Source organism: Gemmatimonadaceae bacterium, assembly GCA_035633115.1.
Classification (GTDB): domain Bacteria; phylum Gemmatimonadota; class Gemmatimonadetes; order Gemmatimonadales; family Gemmatimonadaceae; genus UBA4720.
Genome location: DASQFN010000073.1, coordinates 74,749 through 91,171 on the forward strand (window position 1 = coordinate 74,749; position 16,423 = coordinate 91,171).

13 protein-coding genes and 1 tRNA gene are annotated in these 16,423 nt (G+C 62.5%); 7 read left to right on the forward strand and 7 right to left on the reverse strand.

Annotated features, from left to right (window positions below; translation table 11 throughout):
* Window positions 1-50: 50 nt before the first annotated feature.
* Window positions 51-767, forward strand: a complete 717-nt coding sequence (locus VES88_09325) for a hypothetical protein (protein HYN81689.1) — start codon at window positions 51-53, stop codon at window positions 765-767.
* A gap of 147 nt (window positions 768-914) precedes the next feature.
* On the opposite strand, the gene VES88_09330 is transcribed toward VES88_09325, so the two are convergent.
* Window positions 915-998 (reverse strand) — tRNA-Leu (locus VES88_09330).
* A gap of 157 nt (window positions 999-1,155) precedes the next feature.
* Here VES88_09330 and VES88_09335 point away from each other — a divergent pair.
* Genes VES88_09335 through VES88_09350 form a run of 4 tightly spaced genes read left to right on the forward strand, consistent with a single transcriptional unit; the run spans window position 1,156 to window position 6,061 of the window.
* The gene (locus tag VES88_09335) at window positions 1,156-1,572 is read left to right on the forward strand and encodes a signal peptidase II (GenBank protein ID HYN81690.1); all 417 of its coding nucleotides are present in this window, start codon (window positions 1,156-1,158) and stop codon (window positions 1,570-1,572) included.
* 7 nt (window positions 1,573-1,579) lie between these two features.
* Window positions 1,580-2,317: a prolipoprotein diacylglyceryl transferase family protein gene (locus VES88_09340; GenBank protein HYN81691.1), complete on the forward strand. Its 738-nt coding sequence runs from the start codon at window positions 1,580-1,582 to the stop codon at window positions 2,315-2,317.
* A gap of 13 nt (window positions 2,318-2,330) precedes the next feature.
* Window positions 2,331-5,153, forward strand: coding sequence for a redoxin domain-containing protein (locus VES88_09345; protein ID HYN81692.1), 2,823 nt, complete (start codon window positions 2,331-2,333; stop codon window positions 5,151-5,153).
* Window positions 5,150-6,061, forward strand: a complete 912-nt coding sequence (locus tag VES88_09350) for a hypothetical protein (GenBank protein HYN81693.1) — start codon at window positions 5,150-5,152, stop codon at window positions 6,059-6,061. Before VES88_09345 ends, VES88_09350 begins: the two co-directional genes overlap by 4 nt.
* A 108-nt stretch (window positions 6,062-6,169) precedes the next feature.
* On the opposite strand, the gene VES88_09355 is transcribed toward VES88_09350, so the two are convergent.
* Genes VES88_09355 through xseB form a run of 6 tightly spaced genes read right to left on the reverse strand, consistent with a single transcriptional unit; the run spans window position 6,170 to window position 13,597 of the window.
* On the reverse strand, window positions 6,170-7,972 hold the full coding sequence (locus VES88_09355) for a hypothetical protein (protein HYN81694.1): 1,803 nt from the start codon (window positions 7,970-7,972) through the stop codon (window positions 6,170-6,172).
* Window positions 7,973-8,020: 48 nt separating this feature from the next.
* Window positions 8,021-9,688 carry a DNA repair protein RecN gene (recN, locus tag VES88_09360; protein HYN81695.1) on the reverse strand — a complete coding sequence of 556 codons (1,668 nt, stop codon included), beginning with the start codon at window positions 9,686-9,688 and terminating at the stop codon, window positions 8,021-8,023.
* Window positions 9,682-10,554, reverse strand: coding sequence for an NAD(+)/NADH kinase (locus tag VES88_09365; protein ID HYN81696.1), 873 nt, complete (start codon window positions 10,552-10,554; stop codon window positions 9,682-9,684). Before VES88_09365 ends, recN begins: the two co-directional genes overlap by 7 nt.
* A complete protein-coding gene (gene dxs / locus VES88_09370; protein HYN81697.1) occupies window positions 10,554-12,482 on the reverse strand; it encodes a 1-deoxy-D-xylulose-5-phosphate synthase in 1,929 nt (642 codons plus the stop codon). The genes VES88_09365 and dxs overlap by 1 nt, the downstream gene beginning before the upstream one ends.
* Window positions 12,483-12,495: 13 nt before the next feature.
* Window positions 12,496-13,374 carry a farnesyl diphosphate synthase gene (locus VES88_09375; protein HYN81698.1) on the reverse strand — a complete coding sequence of 293 codons (879 nt, stop codon included), beginning with the start codon at window positions 13,372-13,374 and terminating at the stop codon, window positions 12,496-12,498.
* A gap of 10 nt (window positions 13,375-13,384) precedes the next feature.
* On the reverse strand, window positions 13,385-13,597 hold the full coding sequence (gene xseB / locus VES88_09380) for an exodeoxyribonuclease VII small subunit (GenBank protein HYN81699.1): 213 nt from the start codon (window positions 13,595-13,597) through the stop codon (window positions 13,385-13,387).
* 340 nt (window positions 13,598-13,937) lie between these two features.
* Between xseB and VES88_09385 the strand changes: the two genes are divergently transcribed.
* A complete protein-coding gene (locus VES88_09385) occupies window positions 13,938-14,954 on the forward strand; it encodes a metalloregulator ArsR/SmtB family transcription factor (GenBank protein HYN81700.1) in 1,017 nt (338 codons plus the stop codon).
* A 43-nt stretch (window positions 14,955-14,997) separates the two neighbouring features.
* Window positions 14,998-16,423, forward strand: a 1,426-nt coding sequence (gene ahcY, locus VES88_09390; GenBank protein HYN81701.1) for an adenosylhomocysteinase, incomplete at its 3' end; no start/stop codon positions are given.

The window sequence follows — 16,423 nt, forward strand, 5'->3', positions numbered from 1 at the left end:
GCGATCGCGAGCTCGTGTAACCCGGGACGCCTGCGGCCCGTAAAGGTTTTATGCAAGAAACAAATCAAAAGCAGACACCGAACCAGCCCCTCGCCCCCGGCACCCCCGACGCGCCGGCCGCTCCCATCACGATCACGACCCCTGGGCCCGGCGGAACTACTCAGACGCTCCCGATTCCTAAAACGAGCGCTGAGGTCCGCGACCTCCGAATCCAAAGGCAGGAGCTCTCTGAACAGCTCGCCAATGTCGCTTCACGCCGCCGCGCACTCTCCGAGGAGATACGGGTCGCGCCCGACGGTGCGAGCCGAACCGGGCTGGAGGAGCGCCTTCGTGTACTGGATCAGCGCATCCTGGGGTTCGAGAACGACATTTCCGGAATCAGCCGCCAGCTCGCATCGGCGCCGGCCGAGCTGATCGCGGAGATCGAGAGCGAGAGCCCACCGTCAAGCGGAGGCGATTTCGAGGAAGGATTCTTTGCAGGCGGGTTTACGCTGTTGGGCGTGTTCGTCTTGGTCGCTGCCTATCGGCGCTTTTTCCGGAAGCGCCGGGCCGGCGCGACTCCAGCCAACGTTCCGGCCAACTTTGCTGCTGAATCAGCGCAGCGACTCGAGCGCCTGGAGCACGGAGTCGAAGCGATCGCAATAGAGGTCGAGCGCGTCTCGGAGGGGCAGCGATTTGTAACCAGGCTGCTTTCCGAGCAGGCGCCGGTGCTGGCGTCAAATCGTATTCCGCAGCCCGTAGCGGAGGCAAAAAGCGTCGAGCGGTAAGCCCGTCGTTGCGTGGGCCGCCGGTCGGGACGCATGAGGTGTCCGTCGGCATTCGCTAACAGGCGGAGACGCAGGACCCATGACGATCCTGCCCGCGCGAAGATCTGAACTAAAAGCGTCGAAGCAACGCCGAAGTCGGGGTCGTTATGCTCGGGGCGGGGCTCGAACCCGCATGGGGTTTCCCCCAAGGGATTTTAAGTCCCTTGCGTCTACCAGTTTCGCCACCCGAGCGGCGCATGTGATCTCGTAAGGTAGACGCCGCACTCCGTCGCTTCAACAGTCTGCGGCTGCACTGCTGACTCGAGCGGGCATCGATTCAATTGAAATCTCCGACGGCGGTGGTAACTTCACGAGCGACGCCTCGTCTCCACATTTCCAATTGGATTCCGTGACCGATCTGTTCTTCTCAGCCGCAGCTTTTCTGTGCCTGGATCAGTGGAGCAAGAGGGTGGTCGAGGTCCACGTTGCAGATCGATCCATCGAGTGGAGACTGGGTCTGCGCCTGAGGCGTGTAAGCAGTGCGAGGACGTTCTACAAGCGCCAGCTGGTTCCTGGCTTCCTCGCCCTTGTCTGGCTTGCCGCCCTCGGCTCAGCACTCCTCCTCTACGGTTCGGGCCAGGGTTTCCAAAGTCGCGCAGCGCTGATCGCGCTTGGTGCCGCGTTCGGCGGAGCAGCGGGAAACCTTCTCGACATTCTGCGGTTTCGCGCCATTTCCGATTTCATCGATTTCCGCTGGTGGCCGGCCTTCAATCTGGCGGACGCGCTCATCATCGGTGGGTTGCTCGTCGCCTTCTCGCTGCCCTGAGGAAATCATGAGGCGGGTCATGTTCACCTGGCGTGGATTCACGGTCCACAGCTACCCCGCGATGCAGTACGTCGGTCTGGTTGCAGGAGTCTTTGCTGCCAATGCCGCCGCCTACTCGGCCAACATCGATCCGTTCCGGACGTTCGTCGCAACTTGCATTCTGCTCTTTCCAGCGCTCGCCGGTGCGAGGCTCCTCTTTGTAGCCTCTCACTGGTCGGTTTACAGACAGAATCGTTCGCGCATCTGGAATCGGAACGAAGGGGGCGCGGGTCAGTACGGAGGTCTTCTGCTGGCCGTTCCGCTGTCCGTTCCCCTCCTCCACGCGCTGGATCTGCCGTTCGGTCCCTTCTGGGACGTCTCGATGTTCACGATTCTGGTCGGCATGATCTTCACTCGCGTCGGCTGCCTTCTCAACGGTTGCTGCGGGGGGCGTGCGACAACCTCGTGGTTCAGCATGTACCTCCCCGACGTCCGCGGCGTGTGGGAGCGACGAATCCCTACGCAGCTACTGGAGGCGGCGTGGGCTGTGATTCTGCTGGCGGCGGCAATCGCGATCTGGCCACATCTCCCTTTCCCGGGCGCTCTGTTGCTCCTGGTGAGCTCGGGCTATGCCGGCGGACGACTTGTACTGGAATCCACGCGCGCATCAATGCGGCACGGAGAGAGATTCACGCTTCACCACGCGGTTTCGCTGCTGATAATCGCGCTTTCAGTCGCCGCGATCACCATCCGCGGTCCCGAATAACAGGAGGAATCCGATGCCGAATCCGCTGACAGGTGACTTCGACATAGTTGCGCAGTTTTCCATCCCGGTCGTGAACCGGCTGCTCGCCGCGATGCATCGGATCGAGAGATTTCCCCACTCGTTGACGGTCCGCGTCAACGACGATCCTCCGCCCGGTTCACGATTCGACATGCCCACCCTGGTCGGTGTCATGGACGCCTACGGCGACGCGACTTCCGATCACGATCGCATTCCTCCTCCCGTCGCGTTTCCGCCCCCACGCGGGCTGGGAGGGTTTCATGCCGGAGTCGATTCGGTAGTGAACGCGAACATAGCCGGTGTGAACCTTGAGCCGCTCACTCCCAGCCGGCTGCAAGGTCGTGCGCAAGTTCAAATTTCTCCTCCAACGATGGAGATCGCCCACCCGTCGGGCAGCCAGGTTACTGTGCGCCTCGGCCTCATGTGCAGGTACTTTCCCGATCCGAACACAAATCCGGCAGCCGAATTCGTTCGCGGTGAGTTAGTGATTACGGCGCCGGTGAGCACTGCCGCGTCACAGGTGGCGAACGTCGTCGCTATCGACATCAAGGCCAACACGGCACAGATCAGTTTCGCGCTCCAGTGGTCGAGTCGTCCTCTCACCGCAGAGGATCGGGCGGGGATCGATCTGGTGCTGCGCAACGCGTTGAAGACGAGCTTTCTGCCAGCCAATATCACGCTTCCCTCGAACATTGCGCACGCACAATTCAAGACGTTTTCCGGCGCAAGCAGCGCAGTCGCGGTAATGCTCGACGTGGCGATGCATCCACCGGCCGGGTCAGGGCCTGTGATGTCCGATGCGCTGATGCCCGAGGTGGTGATAGCTGACGGCGGGATGCTCGACGTTGCGTCCTCCGACACCGAATCGCCCGCCGGGGACCCAGCGACTGTGAATCAGGTCTTTCTCGCGGGCATCGACGATTTCGCCTTCGCGGTGAGCAGTGACTTCGTGCGCCAATCGTTCGCGCCCGCCCTCAAGAGGATCCGCGAAACGCCCGTCGAGCCTGTCTCGTTTCCCGTCAACGGCTTGGTTTACACCTGGCACGTGACATACACCATCGCGCTGAACGACGTGGCGTTCGATCTCGAGACCGGCAAGATGGTCCTTACGATGCGCGGGCGCGCGAGTACCGGGTCATGGACGCCCAACTTCGATTTTACGGCCCGTCAGGAGTTTGGGCTCACTGCGAATGGCGCAACCGCCGAGCTCGCAGTTGGGGACCTGAAGTTCGAAACGTCGAGCTGGATGGTCAATTCATGGATGTGGCTGGTTGATCTATTCACGGGCCGAGCGAAGAAAAGCTTCGAGGAGATGCGTAACAATGCCCTCCGAGACGGTAATGCCCGTGAAGCTGTGAGAGAGATGCTGAACGCTGACGCCAATCTCGGAGGCTTTTTAAGGTCGCTGCTGAGTCCGGCGGCGGGCAAGCCGCCGTTGAATCGACAGCCATACGGCCTCGCGTATGCATCGGCCGAGATTCGTGCATCGGGAATAGTCCTCCACGGCAACCTCTCAGTACTCCGGTGGCTGCCGCCACGCGTGGAGTTTGAGCCAATTCCAGCGAGCGTGCAGGCGGGAGGTGGAATCCATGGCGCAGGGGGCATGCTCACGAGAGGGTCCGATTATTCCGCGCTCAAGAGCTGGATTCCGGGCGGCAGGATTCAGCAATTCGAGTGGAAATCGGAGGGGCAATCGGGAGCCGGCCACATCGATGAGAACAGGTTCGTGCGAATCTCTCCGCCGATTGTTGACCTCGATGTCGCCGAGTCCGCGAACCTGGTCTCCGGTTATTCGCCGTTGTGCCTGACAATTCGCGGAACGCGGCTTTCCTCGCGCGGTCTGGTGCGCAGCGAAGCAGTCGAGGCGACGGTTTGCGGCTACAACAGATTCCCGATCGTCGGTGGCGCGTTCTCTCCGGACGAACTGCTTCCAACGATTGCGCTGACGCGTCCGGGACGGGACGGGGCTGTCGAGATCACCGGCTATGCGACCGCTGGCGCGGATGCGACAGGAAGTGCCACACCGAACCTGATTGTTCACTTCCCCGATGAAAGCAGTGCGAGCAGGCTGGATGTGATTCCCGAGGCATTGAGAGAGAGCGAACGACGTGATGCCGCCACAGCGATTCTCGTCGTGATGGATCCCGAGCAGATCGGCAGAACCCGTTACGTATCCGGAATCACTTACGCGCCGAGCGATGACGGAGCGTGGGAGCGACGGTTCGATGTGAGCGGCTCGCGCGGCCCTGTGACGATTGTCGTCGATGCCGCCGGGAAGGTGGTTTGGAAGCAGGAGGGAAACCTCGACAGCCGAACGCTCGCCGATGCGCTCAGCAAGCTCCTCGTCGCACGCAAGCCGGTCGCATCCGAAATGGGGCCGGCCAGCGTGAGAATCGGTCAGCCACCGCCGAATTTCCTCCTGGAGCACGCGCCCGGCCAGGAGATCACCCTGCGCAAGCTGACGGGACGTCCGGCCGTCCTCGTTTTCTGGCGAAGCTCGTCGAAACCAAGCATCGAAGCGATACACGATCTCGAGAGTGCGACAGACCAACGCGCCAGGCTTGTGCTGGCCGTCAACGACGGTGAAGAACCGTCAATCGCCCGCCGCAGCGCGGTGGACGCGGGATTGTCGGCGACTGTGGTAACGGATCCGAACCGGCGCATCTCTCGGGCTTATGGTGTTACGATCTGGCCGACGATCATTGAGGTAGACGCGCTCGGGATCGTGAGAACAGTCCGTTACGGGCGCGATCCGGTGAGTGACCCCGCGACTCAGTCCGACAAACACAACGTCTCGCAGAGGAGCAGCACATCATGAACGACGCTTATCTGTTGCTGACTCCAATTCTGATGCTGCTGGTTGTCGGACTGGTCGGGTTCGTCGGATGCGATCTCCTGTTTGGACTCGACGAGGTTCCCACGCCGGCGGACGCGCCCACCGGATTCCAGGCGACCGCCGGTAATCGCCGGGTCGACCTCATGTGGGACGCCTATGCCGGAGCCTCGGCGTACGAGATAAAGTGGCGGGACACCGACGGTAACTCAGGCACGTTTTCGGTGGCGGGCGGCGAGACTACTTACCCGCACCCGTTTCTCACCAACGGCGTGGAGGTTTTCTACACGCTCACGGCCACCGTTTCGGGCAAGCCCTCCTACGCGACTCAGGAGGTCTCAGCCATCCCGGGCATCGGCGTCGTCATTTCGTTTGTGGAGCAGAAGTTCAACGGATCGAACCGGAACAACTTCGACGGTTGGGTCGGGATGGGCATTCGGGTGGGCGCCGCCGACCTGAGTGTGGTGAGCCTCGGTCGCTGGTTCTTTCCTGGCGACCCTAACGTCATGCCCCCTCTGCCTCGCAACACGGCTACGCATGAAGTGAAGATCGTCGATCGAGGAACCGGCATTGATGTGCTGGCAGCGAGCGTGGATGTCGACATCTCGGCCGCCGACCCAACCGCACCCGGCTTCGACGGATTCGTGTATGCGACCCTGCAGCCTGATCCCATCACTCTTTTGCGTAACGGCGAGTACTACATCGTAAGTCGCGAGGTGAACAGCGGAGACGTGTTTCTCAACGCTGACACGCGAATCACCATCACCAATGCGACAGACGCGACGCTTCAATATTCCGTGTACGGCGACGTTGCCGGAGCGTACGCCGAGGCTGCGTCGACGACGAACGTGTACGGACCGGTAAACTTTCTCTACCAAGTAATGCCACCTTAAACGGGTCGCGTAGGTCCTGGCACCCAGCGCGCACGGCGCAACACACTGAGGCGCGAGGACGCCGGATAACGCGGCGTCGCCGCCGTTCCCGAGCACGCGGCCAGTTTACTACAGCTTTGCCCCGAGAGCGTGGACGGCGTACCACGCCATGTACGCGACCATACCCGACAGGGCCGCATCTCCGCCATTGCCCGTCGCACGCCCCGACTCATCCACCAGCTCCGCCGCAACCCCGCCGTCGAGCGGCGCTCGGCGCAGCCAGTCCAGTGCCTCGGAACCGTTCGGGCCAATGAGGCGCGCACAGCGCTCGACAAGCTGATCCGACGGTGCTGCCTCCCATTGCTTGACAGTGCGGCGGTACAGCGAATCCTCACGCCCCACGAGGTGATAATATGGGAGCCAATACATCGAGGCCGTAGGATTGTCTGCCGTCGACGTGTTCCCCGCCAGGTCGGTGGAGCTCGCGAAACGCGCGCGACCGTCGCTTCCCTCGAAGGAAAAATGACGTATCGCCGACGCTCTCACCTCCTCCGCGTCCTGGACCTTCTCGGCCGTCTTTTCGTCCAGCGTGCGCGCGTACACCTCGAGAGCGTACGCGGCGACAGCATTGCCGTGGGCCGTGTACTGGTGAGCGGGCCGAGCTCCGCCTGGATTCAGATCAGTGTGATAGAGAGGAATCTTTTCATGACGTCGCTTCTCGAGGTCCTCACTGGCGCCATACAACGTTTCCGAGAGCGCCGGCTCCTCGACAATCCGGTCATCACCCGTCTGAACGATGTACTCGTCCACCGCTATGGCATATGAGGCCGCGCCCTCGAGCGAGAATCCCGGCTCAAACAGGGCTCCATCCATGTAATGCACGCCGCGTCCGGGCGCGTGCCCGTGCAGCTCACACATCCGGAGGAGCACCTCCCGCGCGAGCCCGCTGTCGGCCAGCTGCACCGCGGGCAGCAGCCACATGAGTGTATCCCAGTCGGTGACAGTCACTCCCCGCCCGTTCCACGGCATGCGACTCCGCACCGGATAAATGCGCCCATCGTCGATCGCTCGCGCTACACCGGTGAAATACGCGAACAGCAGATTGCGATTGATGAGGCGATCCGCGCCGGGCTGACTCGTTGCCTGTTCCATCTTCTGCAGAGTAGCGCGTGTTGCGCCGAGCAAGGCACCCGCCCCGCGCGCGCGCATCGCTTCCAGAGTGGCGAGCGCCCCGTCCGGCTCCGAGCCGCACGCAATGAAAAACGAGACGCCCTCCTTCTCGCCTGCGCCGAGCGTGAGTTCCCGCCTGACGTTCCACCGCGCGTCGCCGTCGTGTGATTCGTCGGTACTCGACGCTGCGCCATCGACGTCCGACGCAACCGCGATTGCGCAGTAGCCCGGAGACCCCCGCCCTTCCATCACAATCGCCGAGCCGGCGACTCTCACCGTGTGAGGATCATCGAAGCGCCGCGCGGTCCGAATTCTCTGCTGACGGTGCCCGAGTATCCCTGCCAATGCCACGCCGACCGTCGCCGAAGACGACGCGCGATTCTCGAACGAGAGCGTGATTACCGCGCCGGCGAGATCGGCATTCTCTGCGTAAGGAGCAAAGATTGTCCCGCGCAGCGCGACGTCGCCCAGCGGACATGAAAACGTCGGCAGCCACGAGAGCTCTCGCTCCCATACCATCCGCTCGCTCCCGATCTGCCTCTCAACGCCATCGATGGTCACGCGCAGCGCCATGAGTGCCGGACCGTCACTCTCGAGAAAGCGGTCGCTGCCGGCGAGCTCGATTGCCGACCGGGCACCCGCGTGCACGACACCCACCAGATGAATCGACGCATCGACCGGATGGATGCACGGCAGCGTGATCCAGTGATTCCCGGTTACCTGCCACGGAATGGACGGGGGCGTGATGGGCGCGGGCATCATGCGCTCCGGCCGCCGCCTGCAAGCGACGGCAGGATCACGAGCGAGCGCTCATACCGCGGCAGCACTCTGAAGCAGCTCCTTCGCATGGGCCCTGCTTACCTTGCTGTCCGGATCGCCGCCGAGCATACGTGCGATCTCCGTGACTCGTCTGGTGCCGTCGAGCACAGTAACGTCGGCCGTCGTCACTCCGCCCTTTGCGGCTTTCGAGACGACTATGTGGTTGTGCGCGCGCGCCGCAATCTGCGGTAGATGCGATATCGCGAAAACCTGGTGATGCTCCGCGACACGGCGCAGCGTGTCGCCAACCTGCAGACCAACCTTTCCGCCAATGCCCGAGTCGACCTCGTCGAATACAAGAGTCGGCACTTCGTCCGCCCGGGCGAGAATGGTCTTCAGCGCAAGCATCACGCGCGACAGTTCCCCACCCGACGCAACGCGCGCAAGTGGACGGCTGTCGTGGCCGACATTGAGCGCAATCCGAAACTCGACATCCTCTGCGCCGCCCTCGTCGCTTTCAGGCTTCGGCATCAGAGCAACGGAGAACTTGCCCCCGGTCATGCCGAGCTCGGGAAGCAGCGCATCCACCGCTTTTGCAAGCTTACGCGCTCCAGCCACTCGCATCGACGTCAGTCTCGACGCTTCTCTCGCGAGGCTCTCGCGCGCCGCTTTCTCGCGCAACGTCAGCTGCGCGATGTCGAATCCCGCCGAGTCGACAAGATCGAGCTCCTGGCGCGCCTTTCGACCGGTCTCGACGACGGCTTCGAGTGACGGGCCGTACTTCTTCGTCAACGAATAGAGCAGGTCTCGCCGCCGGCGCACCGCTCCGAGCCGATCAGGATCCAGATCCACCGACCCGGCGTAATCAGCGATAGCCCGCGCGAGCTCATCGAGAGCGTAAAAGCCGGCGTCGAAAAGCTCCTGCAGCCGCGCTCCGGAAGCATCGATTCTCTGTATGCTCGCCAGAGTGCGGTTGACAGTGGCGAGTCTCTCGAGCGCACCCTCCTCCTCCGACAGCGCCGCATTCACAGACTCCGCCAGCGTGCGCAGCTCATCGGCGTTCTCCAGCACACGTGCTTCGTCCTCGAGCTTCACATCCTCGCCCGGAATCGGCTTTGCATCCTCGATCTCACGCGTCACGTGACGCAGATAGTCGGCGCGGCGCTCGGCTTCGCTCGCTCGTGAAGTCAGCGTCGCAATCTCACGGCGCACGGAATTCAGCTCGGCGTGCGACGCGCGGACGCGAGCCGCCTGACTCGTTGCGCCGCCGAATTCGTCGAGGATGCTGCGCTGCGATTCGCTGTCGAGCAGCGCCTGCGCTTCGTGCTGGCCGTGAAGATTCACGAGCAGCCGTCCGATCTCGCCGAGCACCGTTGCGGTCACGGGCGAGCCGTTCGCCCAGGCGCGCCCGCGGCCGGATGAAGAAATCTCCCGCTTGAGCACCAATAACCCCTCGTCGAGCTCGATCCCCCGTTCGTCCACCAGCTGAGCCGTCGCCCTCGAGTCGGAAGCATCGAAAACGCCCTCGACTGTCGCCTTGTCAGCGCCCGTACGAATGAGATCGGCGTTCCCTCGCTCTCCGAGGAGAAAGCCGAGCGCTCCGACGATGATCGACTTTCCGGCACCTGTCTCGCCCGAGAGCACGTTGAAGCCGGCGGCGAGTGGAAGCGTCAGCGATTCGATGATCGCGAAGTTCTTTATGCGCAGCTCTGTCACCATCGCTGCGGCTGCTCGGCGTCGGGCACGCCGCCCCAACCGAGCTTCACTCGCATTCGCTCGAAGAACGAGGTTCCGGGAAAACGCACGATCAGCACGGGATTCGGTGCTCGACGAACGACAAGTTTTTCGCCTGTCGCGAGATCGGTGCCCACTTGTCCGTCTACCGTGACGAGCAGCCCTTCCGGATTGTCCAGCGTCTCGACGGTGATCTCTGCGTCGGCCGGAATTACGAGCGGCCTCACCGCGAGCATGTGCGCGGAAATCGGAGTCACTACGATCGATTCGACGGTCGGGACGACGACCGGCCCGCCGGCGGAAAGACTGTACGCCGTGGATCCGGTGGGCGTCGAGATTATCACTCCATCAGCAGCGTACACTCCGATCGATTCTCCATTGATGGCGACGCTCAGTCTCACGACTCGCGCGAATCCACCCTTGTGGAGAACGAAATCGTTCAGAGCGAGCCACTCCTGTCGGGTGGCACCCGCTGAGTCAACGGCATGCGCGGCGAGAGTCATCCTGGCTTCGGCGAGGTAGTCGTTGGTGGCGAGGAGACGCAGTCCGGCTTCCGCATCCTCACTGCCGCATGTCGTAAGGAAGCCAAGGCGGCCGAGATTCACTCCGAGAATCGGAACGGATTTACCAGCGAGAAGCCGCGCCCCGCGAAGCAGCGTACCGTCGCCGCCGAGAGTGACGAGGGCATCGATCTCGCTCAGATCCTCGAGGCGGTCTCCGACCTGCGCGAGCTCGTGCAGCGCCGGCTCGAAGTGCAGCTCCACGCCGAGCGCGGGCGCGGCACGATGGAGCATCCGCAGCATCTCCGGGAGCTCGCCGTATCCTTTGTGTCCGATGACACCGACGCGCATCAGCCCGCGCGGAGGCGCGCGCCGCGTGCATCCGCCTGGCGCAGCTGTCTCGCGCGAGCCGCAATCCCTGGGGCGTCGAGGCCGATGTCGGCGAGCTGCCGTGCGCGGGGCGCCTGCTCGATGAACCTGTCGGGGACTCCGTGCGCCATCACGCGTACGGCTGGATCGATCGCCGCAACAACCGATGACATATACGATCCGAAGCCGTTCACGACCGTGCCTTCCTCCACCACCAGCACGTACCTGTTCGCGGCAAGCACTTCGCGCAGCATTGCATCGTCGTACGGCTTCATGAACCGGCAGTTGACGACCGTCGCATTGATCCCATCCGTCGCCAGCATCTCGGCGGCCGCGACGGAAGGAAGAACCATCGTGCCGACAGCGAGTATCGCGAGGCCGCCGCCTGTATCGCGCGAGCTCGCTCCCTCCCTCAGCATCTCCCACGTTCCATAGGGCACCGGCTCGATCTCGCTGATCGGCGGAACGATGTCCGGTGCCGCGTCGCGCGGATACCGGAATGCGAACGGCCCGGATTCGTGAGCCAGCGCGGCGCGGAGGAGGCCGAGCATCTCGCCGCCGTTCTTCGGTGCAGTGACTGTCATCTCCGGAATGGCGAGCATGTAGGCGATGTCATACAGCCCCATGTGTGTCGGACCGTCCTCTCCGACGACACCGGCGCGATCCATTGCGAACACAACCGGAAGGTGCTGAATAGCCACATCGTGAATGACGTTGTCGTAAGCGCGCTGCAGGAAAGTCGAATAGATCGCGCAGACGGGCCGCACTCCGCGCGTCGCGAGCCCCGCCGCGAACGTTACCGCGTGGCCCTCGGCGATACCGACGTCGAAGAACCGCGTCGGGTGCGCCCCCGCGAACAAACCGGTGCCGGTTCCGCTGGGCATTGCCGCCGTCACGGCGACGAGCTTTTCGTTTTCATCCGCAAGCTCGGCGAGGCCCTTGCCGAAGACAGCAGTGTACGCGGCGTTCGCCGAGGAAACCTTGAGCTGTTTTCCGGTCGCTGGATCGTGGCCCGGCGGAAGTGCGTGCCATTTTTCCGTGTGCTCGCCCGCGGGAAAGCCTCTCCCTTTTTGCGTTATCACGTGCACGAGGCGCGGTCCGGTGAAATCGCGGACCGCAGAGAACGTGTCCACCAGAACGTCGATGTCATGGCCGTCGATCGGCCCGAAATAGCGGAAGCCGAGCTCCTCGAACAGCACGCCCGGCGTGAGGAAGGACTTCATGCTCTCTTCCATCTTCCGGATGAGGGTCCCCATTCCCGACAGAGGGCCCGGCGCGGCATCGACTACAGATCCGATCGCCGAGCGCACGCGGTTGTAAAGGGGATTGCGCTGAATCGAGGTGAGGTACTTCGACATCGCTCCGACATTCGGCGCGATCGACATCTCATTGTCGTTCAGAATGACGATGAAGTCGCGACCCGACGCTCCCGCGTTGTTGAGGCCCTCGTAGGCGAGACCGCAAGTGAGCGCGCCATCGCCAAGCACCGAAACAACTCGATAGGTGTCCTCATTCAGATCACGTGCGGTTGCCATGCCGAGCCCTGCGGAGATCGCGGTTGCAGCGTGGCCGGCCCCGAAAGTGTCGTACTCGCTTTCGGTGCGCTTGAGAAAGCCGGAGAGACCGTGCTCCTGTCGTAGCGTCTCCATCCCCGCATTGCGCCCGGTGAGAAGCTTGTGAGGGTAGCCCTGGTGGCCGACATCCCAGACCAGCAGGTCGCGCGGCGTATCGAACGCGGTATGAAGCGCGACGGTCAGCTCGACCACGCCGAGGCCCGCACCGATATGTCCGCCGGTGCTTGAGCACACTTCGATCAGTCGCTCCCGGATGGCCTCACTGAGCTCGCGAAGCTCGTCACGCGAGAGTGATTTCAGGTCGGCGGGCGATTCAATGCGGTCGAGTATGGTCATTCGATGCGGTTTGTCAGTGAGTGCGGGAGACGATGAACGTCGCGAGATCTTCGAGCTCCGCTGTGTGAATGTCGTGTGATCGGAGATCGTGACACGCGTACGTTACGAGCTCATTGGCCCGCTCGGTTGCGCCATCGACGCCGAGAAGGCCCGGATAGGTGCTTTTCCTGAGAGCGACGTCGCGCCCTGCCGTCTTGCCAAGCTTATCTGTCGATGATGTCACGTCGAGTACGTCGTCCATGATCTGAAATGCGAGCCCGATTCGCGAGCCAAAATCAACCAGAGCGCGAACGCTGGGCTCGCTAGCGCCTGCAGCCAGGCCACCTATCTCCAGCGACGCGGCGATGAGCGCACCAGTCTTGGCGGAATGAATCAGATCGAGCTCTTCGCGCGCCAGCTCGGCGCCCTCGGCGTCGAGATCGGCCAGCTGCCCGCCGATCATCCCGCCTGCGCCGGCAGCCCGCATCAATATCTTAACTATCATACAGCCGGTCTCCCTCGGCAACACGAGCGCCACGGCGGAATCGTAGGCTATCCGCGCAGCGAGAGGGATCATGACTGCGCCCGCGACTGTTGTGGCCTGAATGCCGAAGACGCGGTGCGCGGTTGGTCGCCCGCGCCTGACGTCGTCGTCGTCCATGCACGGCAGATCGTCGTGGACTAGTGAGTACGCGTGGATCAGCTCGACCGCGGCAGCAAGACTGGAAGCGTCACCGGTTCCGCCCGCCGCACGGTATGCCGCCAGGACCAGCATGCCGCGGAGTCTTTTCCCTCCGCCATCTATTGAATAGCGGATGGGGTCCTTGACGGCTGGCGCAAGCGTGGAAAGCTTCGCGCGCGACTCCCGCGCCAGCCCGGCTTCAACGGCCTCGCGCAGGTCGGCGGCCGTCATCGGTGGGGCGCTAGGTGCGGAGATCCCTCAGCTCCAGCACGCCGTCGGCCCGCTCCACGAGCTCCTTGACCTTGCTCTCCGTCTCGGCGAGCTCGCCCGATGCGAGTCGGAGGAGTTCGATGCCCTCTTCGAAGAGCTTGAGTGCCGCGTTCAGGTCGAGGCGGTCGCCCTCCAGCTGGGCTACGATCTCCTCGAGCCGCTTGAGATTCGATTCGAACGACATGCGCGCAATATTGGCCCTCGGTGAAGCTGAGACAAGCGAAGCGCTCAACTAGCCTCTCGCCACTCCAACCGCCTCTTCGGTCGATCATCGGGAGAGAAATCTAGGGCGGTGCTCTATTTTCGCAAGTACTTTATAGCACAAAGTACGTCGTGCCCGTGTAGGCGGGAGGATTTTTCTGGATTCTCGCTAGCAGGGAGACACGAAGGTGCGGTGCAGGTTCAATCTCGCGCCTCTGAACTGGGCCTCAGGCATCTCGGATCTGTGATTCTCTACGTTGCAGTTGGCGGACGACAGTTGACAGGGCCGCGAAATACATGCATCATTAAATCCGGATATACGGATGAATACAATTTCGAGCGTTCCCGCGATTTTCGACCGCATGACGGCCCTCGCCGACACCACGCGGAGCCGCATGCTCCTCGTCCTCGAGCGCCACGAGCTCACCGTCAACGAGATCAGGTCCGTTCTCCAGCTCCCCCAGTCTACCGTCAGCCGCCACCTCAAGGTTCTCGGCGACGAGGGATGGGTCGTTTCCCGGCCCGAAGGCACGAGCAGGCGCTACAGAATGACAGAAAAGCTCGAGCCCTCCGTGCGGCGCCTGTGGCATCTGGTTCGCGAGCAGGTGATGGCGACCTCGGCGGCGGGTCAGGACCATCGGCGCGTACAGAGCGTGCTCGCCCAACGTCGGTCCCGGTCGCAGAAATTCTTCTCCTCAGCCGCAGGTCGCTGGGACCGCCTTCGCGCCGAGCTGTTCGGAATGCGATCCGATCTGATGGGACTACTCGGCCTGATCGACGACTCATGGATCGTCGGAGATCTGGGATGCGGCACGGGGCAGACCAGCGAGCTCGTCGCGCCTTTCGCGCGGCGTGTCATCGCCGTGGACGATTCGGTACCCATGATCTCCGCGGCTCGAAAGCGCCTCGCATCGTTCGGCAATGTCTCGGTGCGCCAAGGCTCGCTCGAGGAGCTTCCGATCGAGGATTCATCGCTCGACGTCGCACTCCTCTTTCTCGTCCTGCATTACATTGTCGAGCCGGAGCTGGCGATCGCCGAAGCTCACCGTGTGCTGAAGCCGGGGGGCCGGCTGATCATCGTCGACATAGCCCCCCACGACAGAGAGGATCTCGTGCACGAGATGGGGCACGTCTGGCGTGGGTTTTCCGAGCAGCAGCTGAGCGAGCTGTTTCAAACCGCCGGCTTCCCTGCCGTGCGGTATCATCCACTTCCCGCCGATGCATCCGCAAAGGGGCCTACTCTTTTCACCGCTGTAGCGAGGCGGCTGCAGATGGTGCAGCCGTACGACATGGATTCAGACGCCACCGGAAGTCCGTCCCCATTTGCTGTCAGCGCCTGAGGGCGCGGTATTTTTCACTCATAAGGAACCAGAGGAATCGAAAGTGACGATAGCTGAACTGACCACCCCGAGCGAAACGATCGACCCTGCGACTCTCGATAGGTTCGGGGTGCCCAAGGGCCGACCCGCCTTCAAGGTCGCCGATCTCTCCCTCGCCGAGTTCGGTCGAAAGGAGATTCGCCTGGCCGAGCACGAGATGCCGGGGCTGATGGCGCTGCGTGAGGAGTATCGCGATGCCCAGCCGCTCGCTGGAGCGAAGATCATGGGCTCACTGCACATGACGGTGCAGACAGCGGTTTTGATCGAGACGCTCGTGGAGCTCGGCGCAGACGTGCGCTGGGTGTCATGCAACATTTTCTCGACGCAGGATCATGCTGCCGCAGCTGTTGTCGTCGGGAAGGATGGAACCGTCGATGAGCCGCGCGGGACGCCGGTTTACGCGTGGAAAGGCGAGACCCTCGAGGAATACTGGTGGTGCGCGGACCAGGCGCTCGTGTGGCCTGACGGATCCGGTCCCAATCTTCTTCTCGATGACGGCGGCGACGCGACACTGCTCGTTCACAAGGGTGTCGAGTTCGAGAAGAATGGAAAGGTGCCTGATTTCGACGAAGAAAAAGATTCAGAGGAGTACGGCGTGATACTCGATCTTCTTCGCACCGAGTACGCAAAGAATCCGACGCGCTGGCAGACGATGGCGAAGGATCTGCGCGGCGTTTCCGAGGAAACGACGACGGGAGTGCATCGCCTCTATCAGATGATGGAAGCCGGACAGCTCCTGTTCTGCGCGATCAACGTGAACGACTCCGTAACGAAGAGCAAGTTCGACAACCTCTACGGGTGCCGTCACTCGCTCACCGACGGAATTCTTCGCGCGTCCGACGTGATGCTCGCAGGAAAAGTTGCGGTCATCTGCGGCTATGGCGATGTGGGCAAGGGATGCGCGCAGGCGCTCTCAGGACAGGGCGCGAGAGTGATCATCACCGAAGTCGATCCCATCTGCGCGCTGCAGGCGGCGATGGAAGGTTATCGCGTGGTGACCATGGACTACGCCGCCGACAAGGCCGACATCTTCGTCAGCGCCACCGGCAACTACCAGGTGATTACGCGCGAGCACATGCAGAAAATGAAGGACCAGGCCATCGTCTGCAACATCGGCCACTTCGATAACGAGATCGACGTCGCCTCGCTCAAGCAACAATATGAATGGGAAAACATCAAGCCGCAAGTCGATCATGTGATTTTCCCGGATGGCAAACGCATCATTCTGCTGGCCGAGGGCCGGCTGGTGAATCTGGGCTGCGGCACTGGTCATCCAAGCTATGTTATGTCGTCATCGTTCGCCAACCAGACCATCGCCCAGATCGAGCTATACACCCATCCGGAACGGTATCCGGTCGGCGTGTACACGCTGCCCAAGCATCTGGATGAAAAGGTGGCCCGGCTGCAATTGAAGAAACTCAATGCGATGC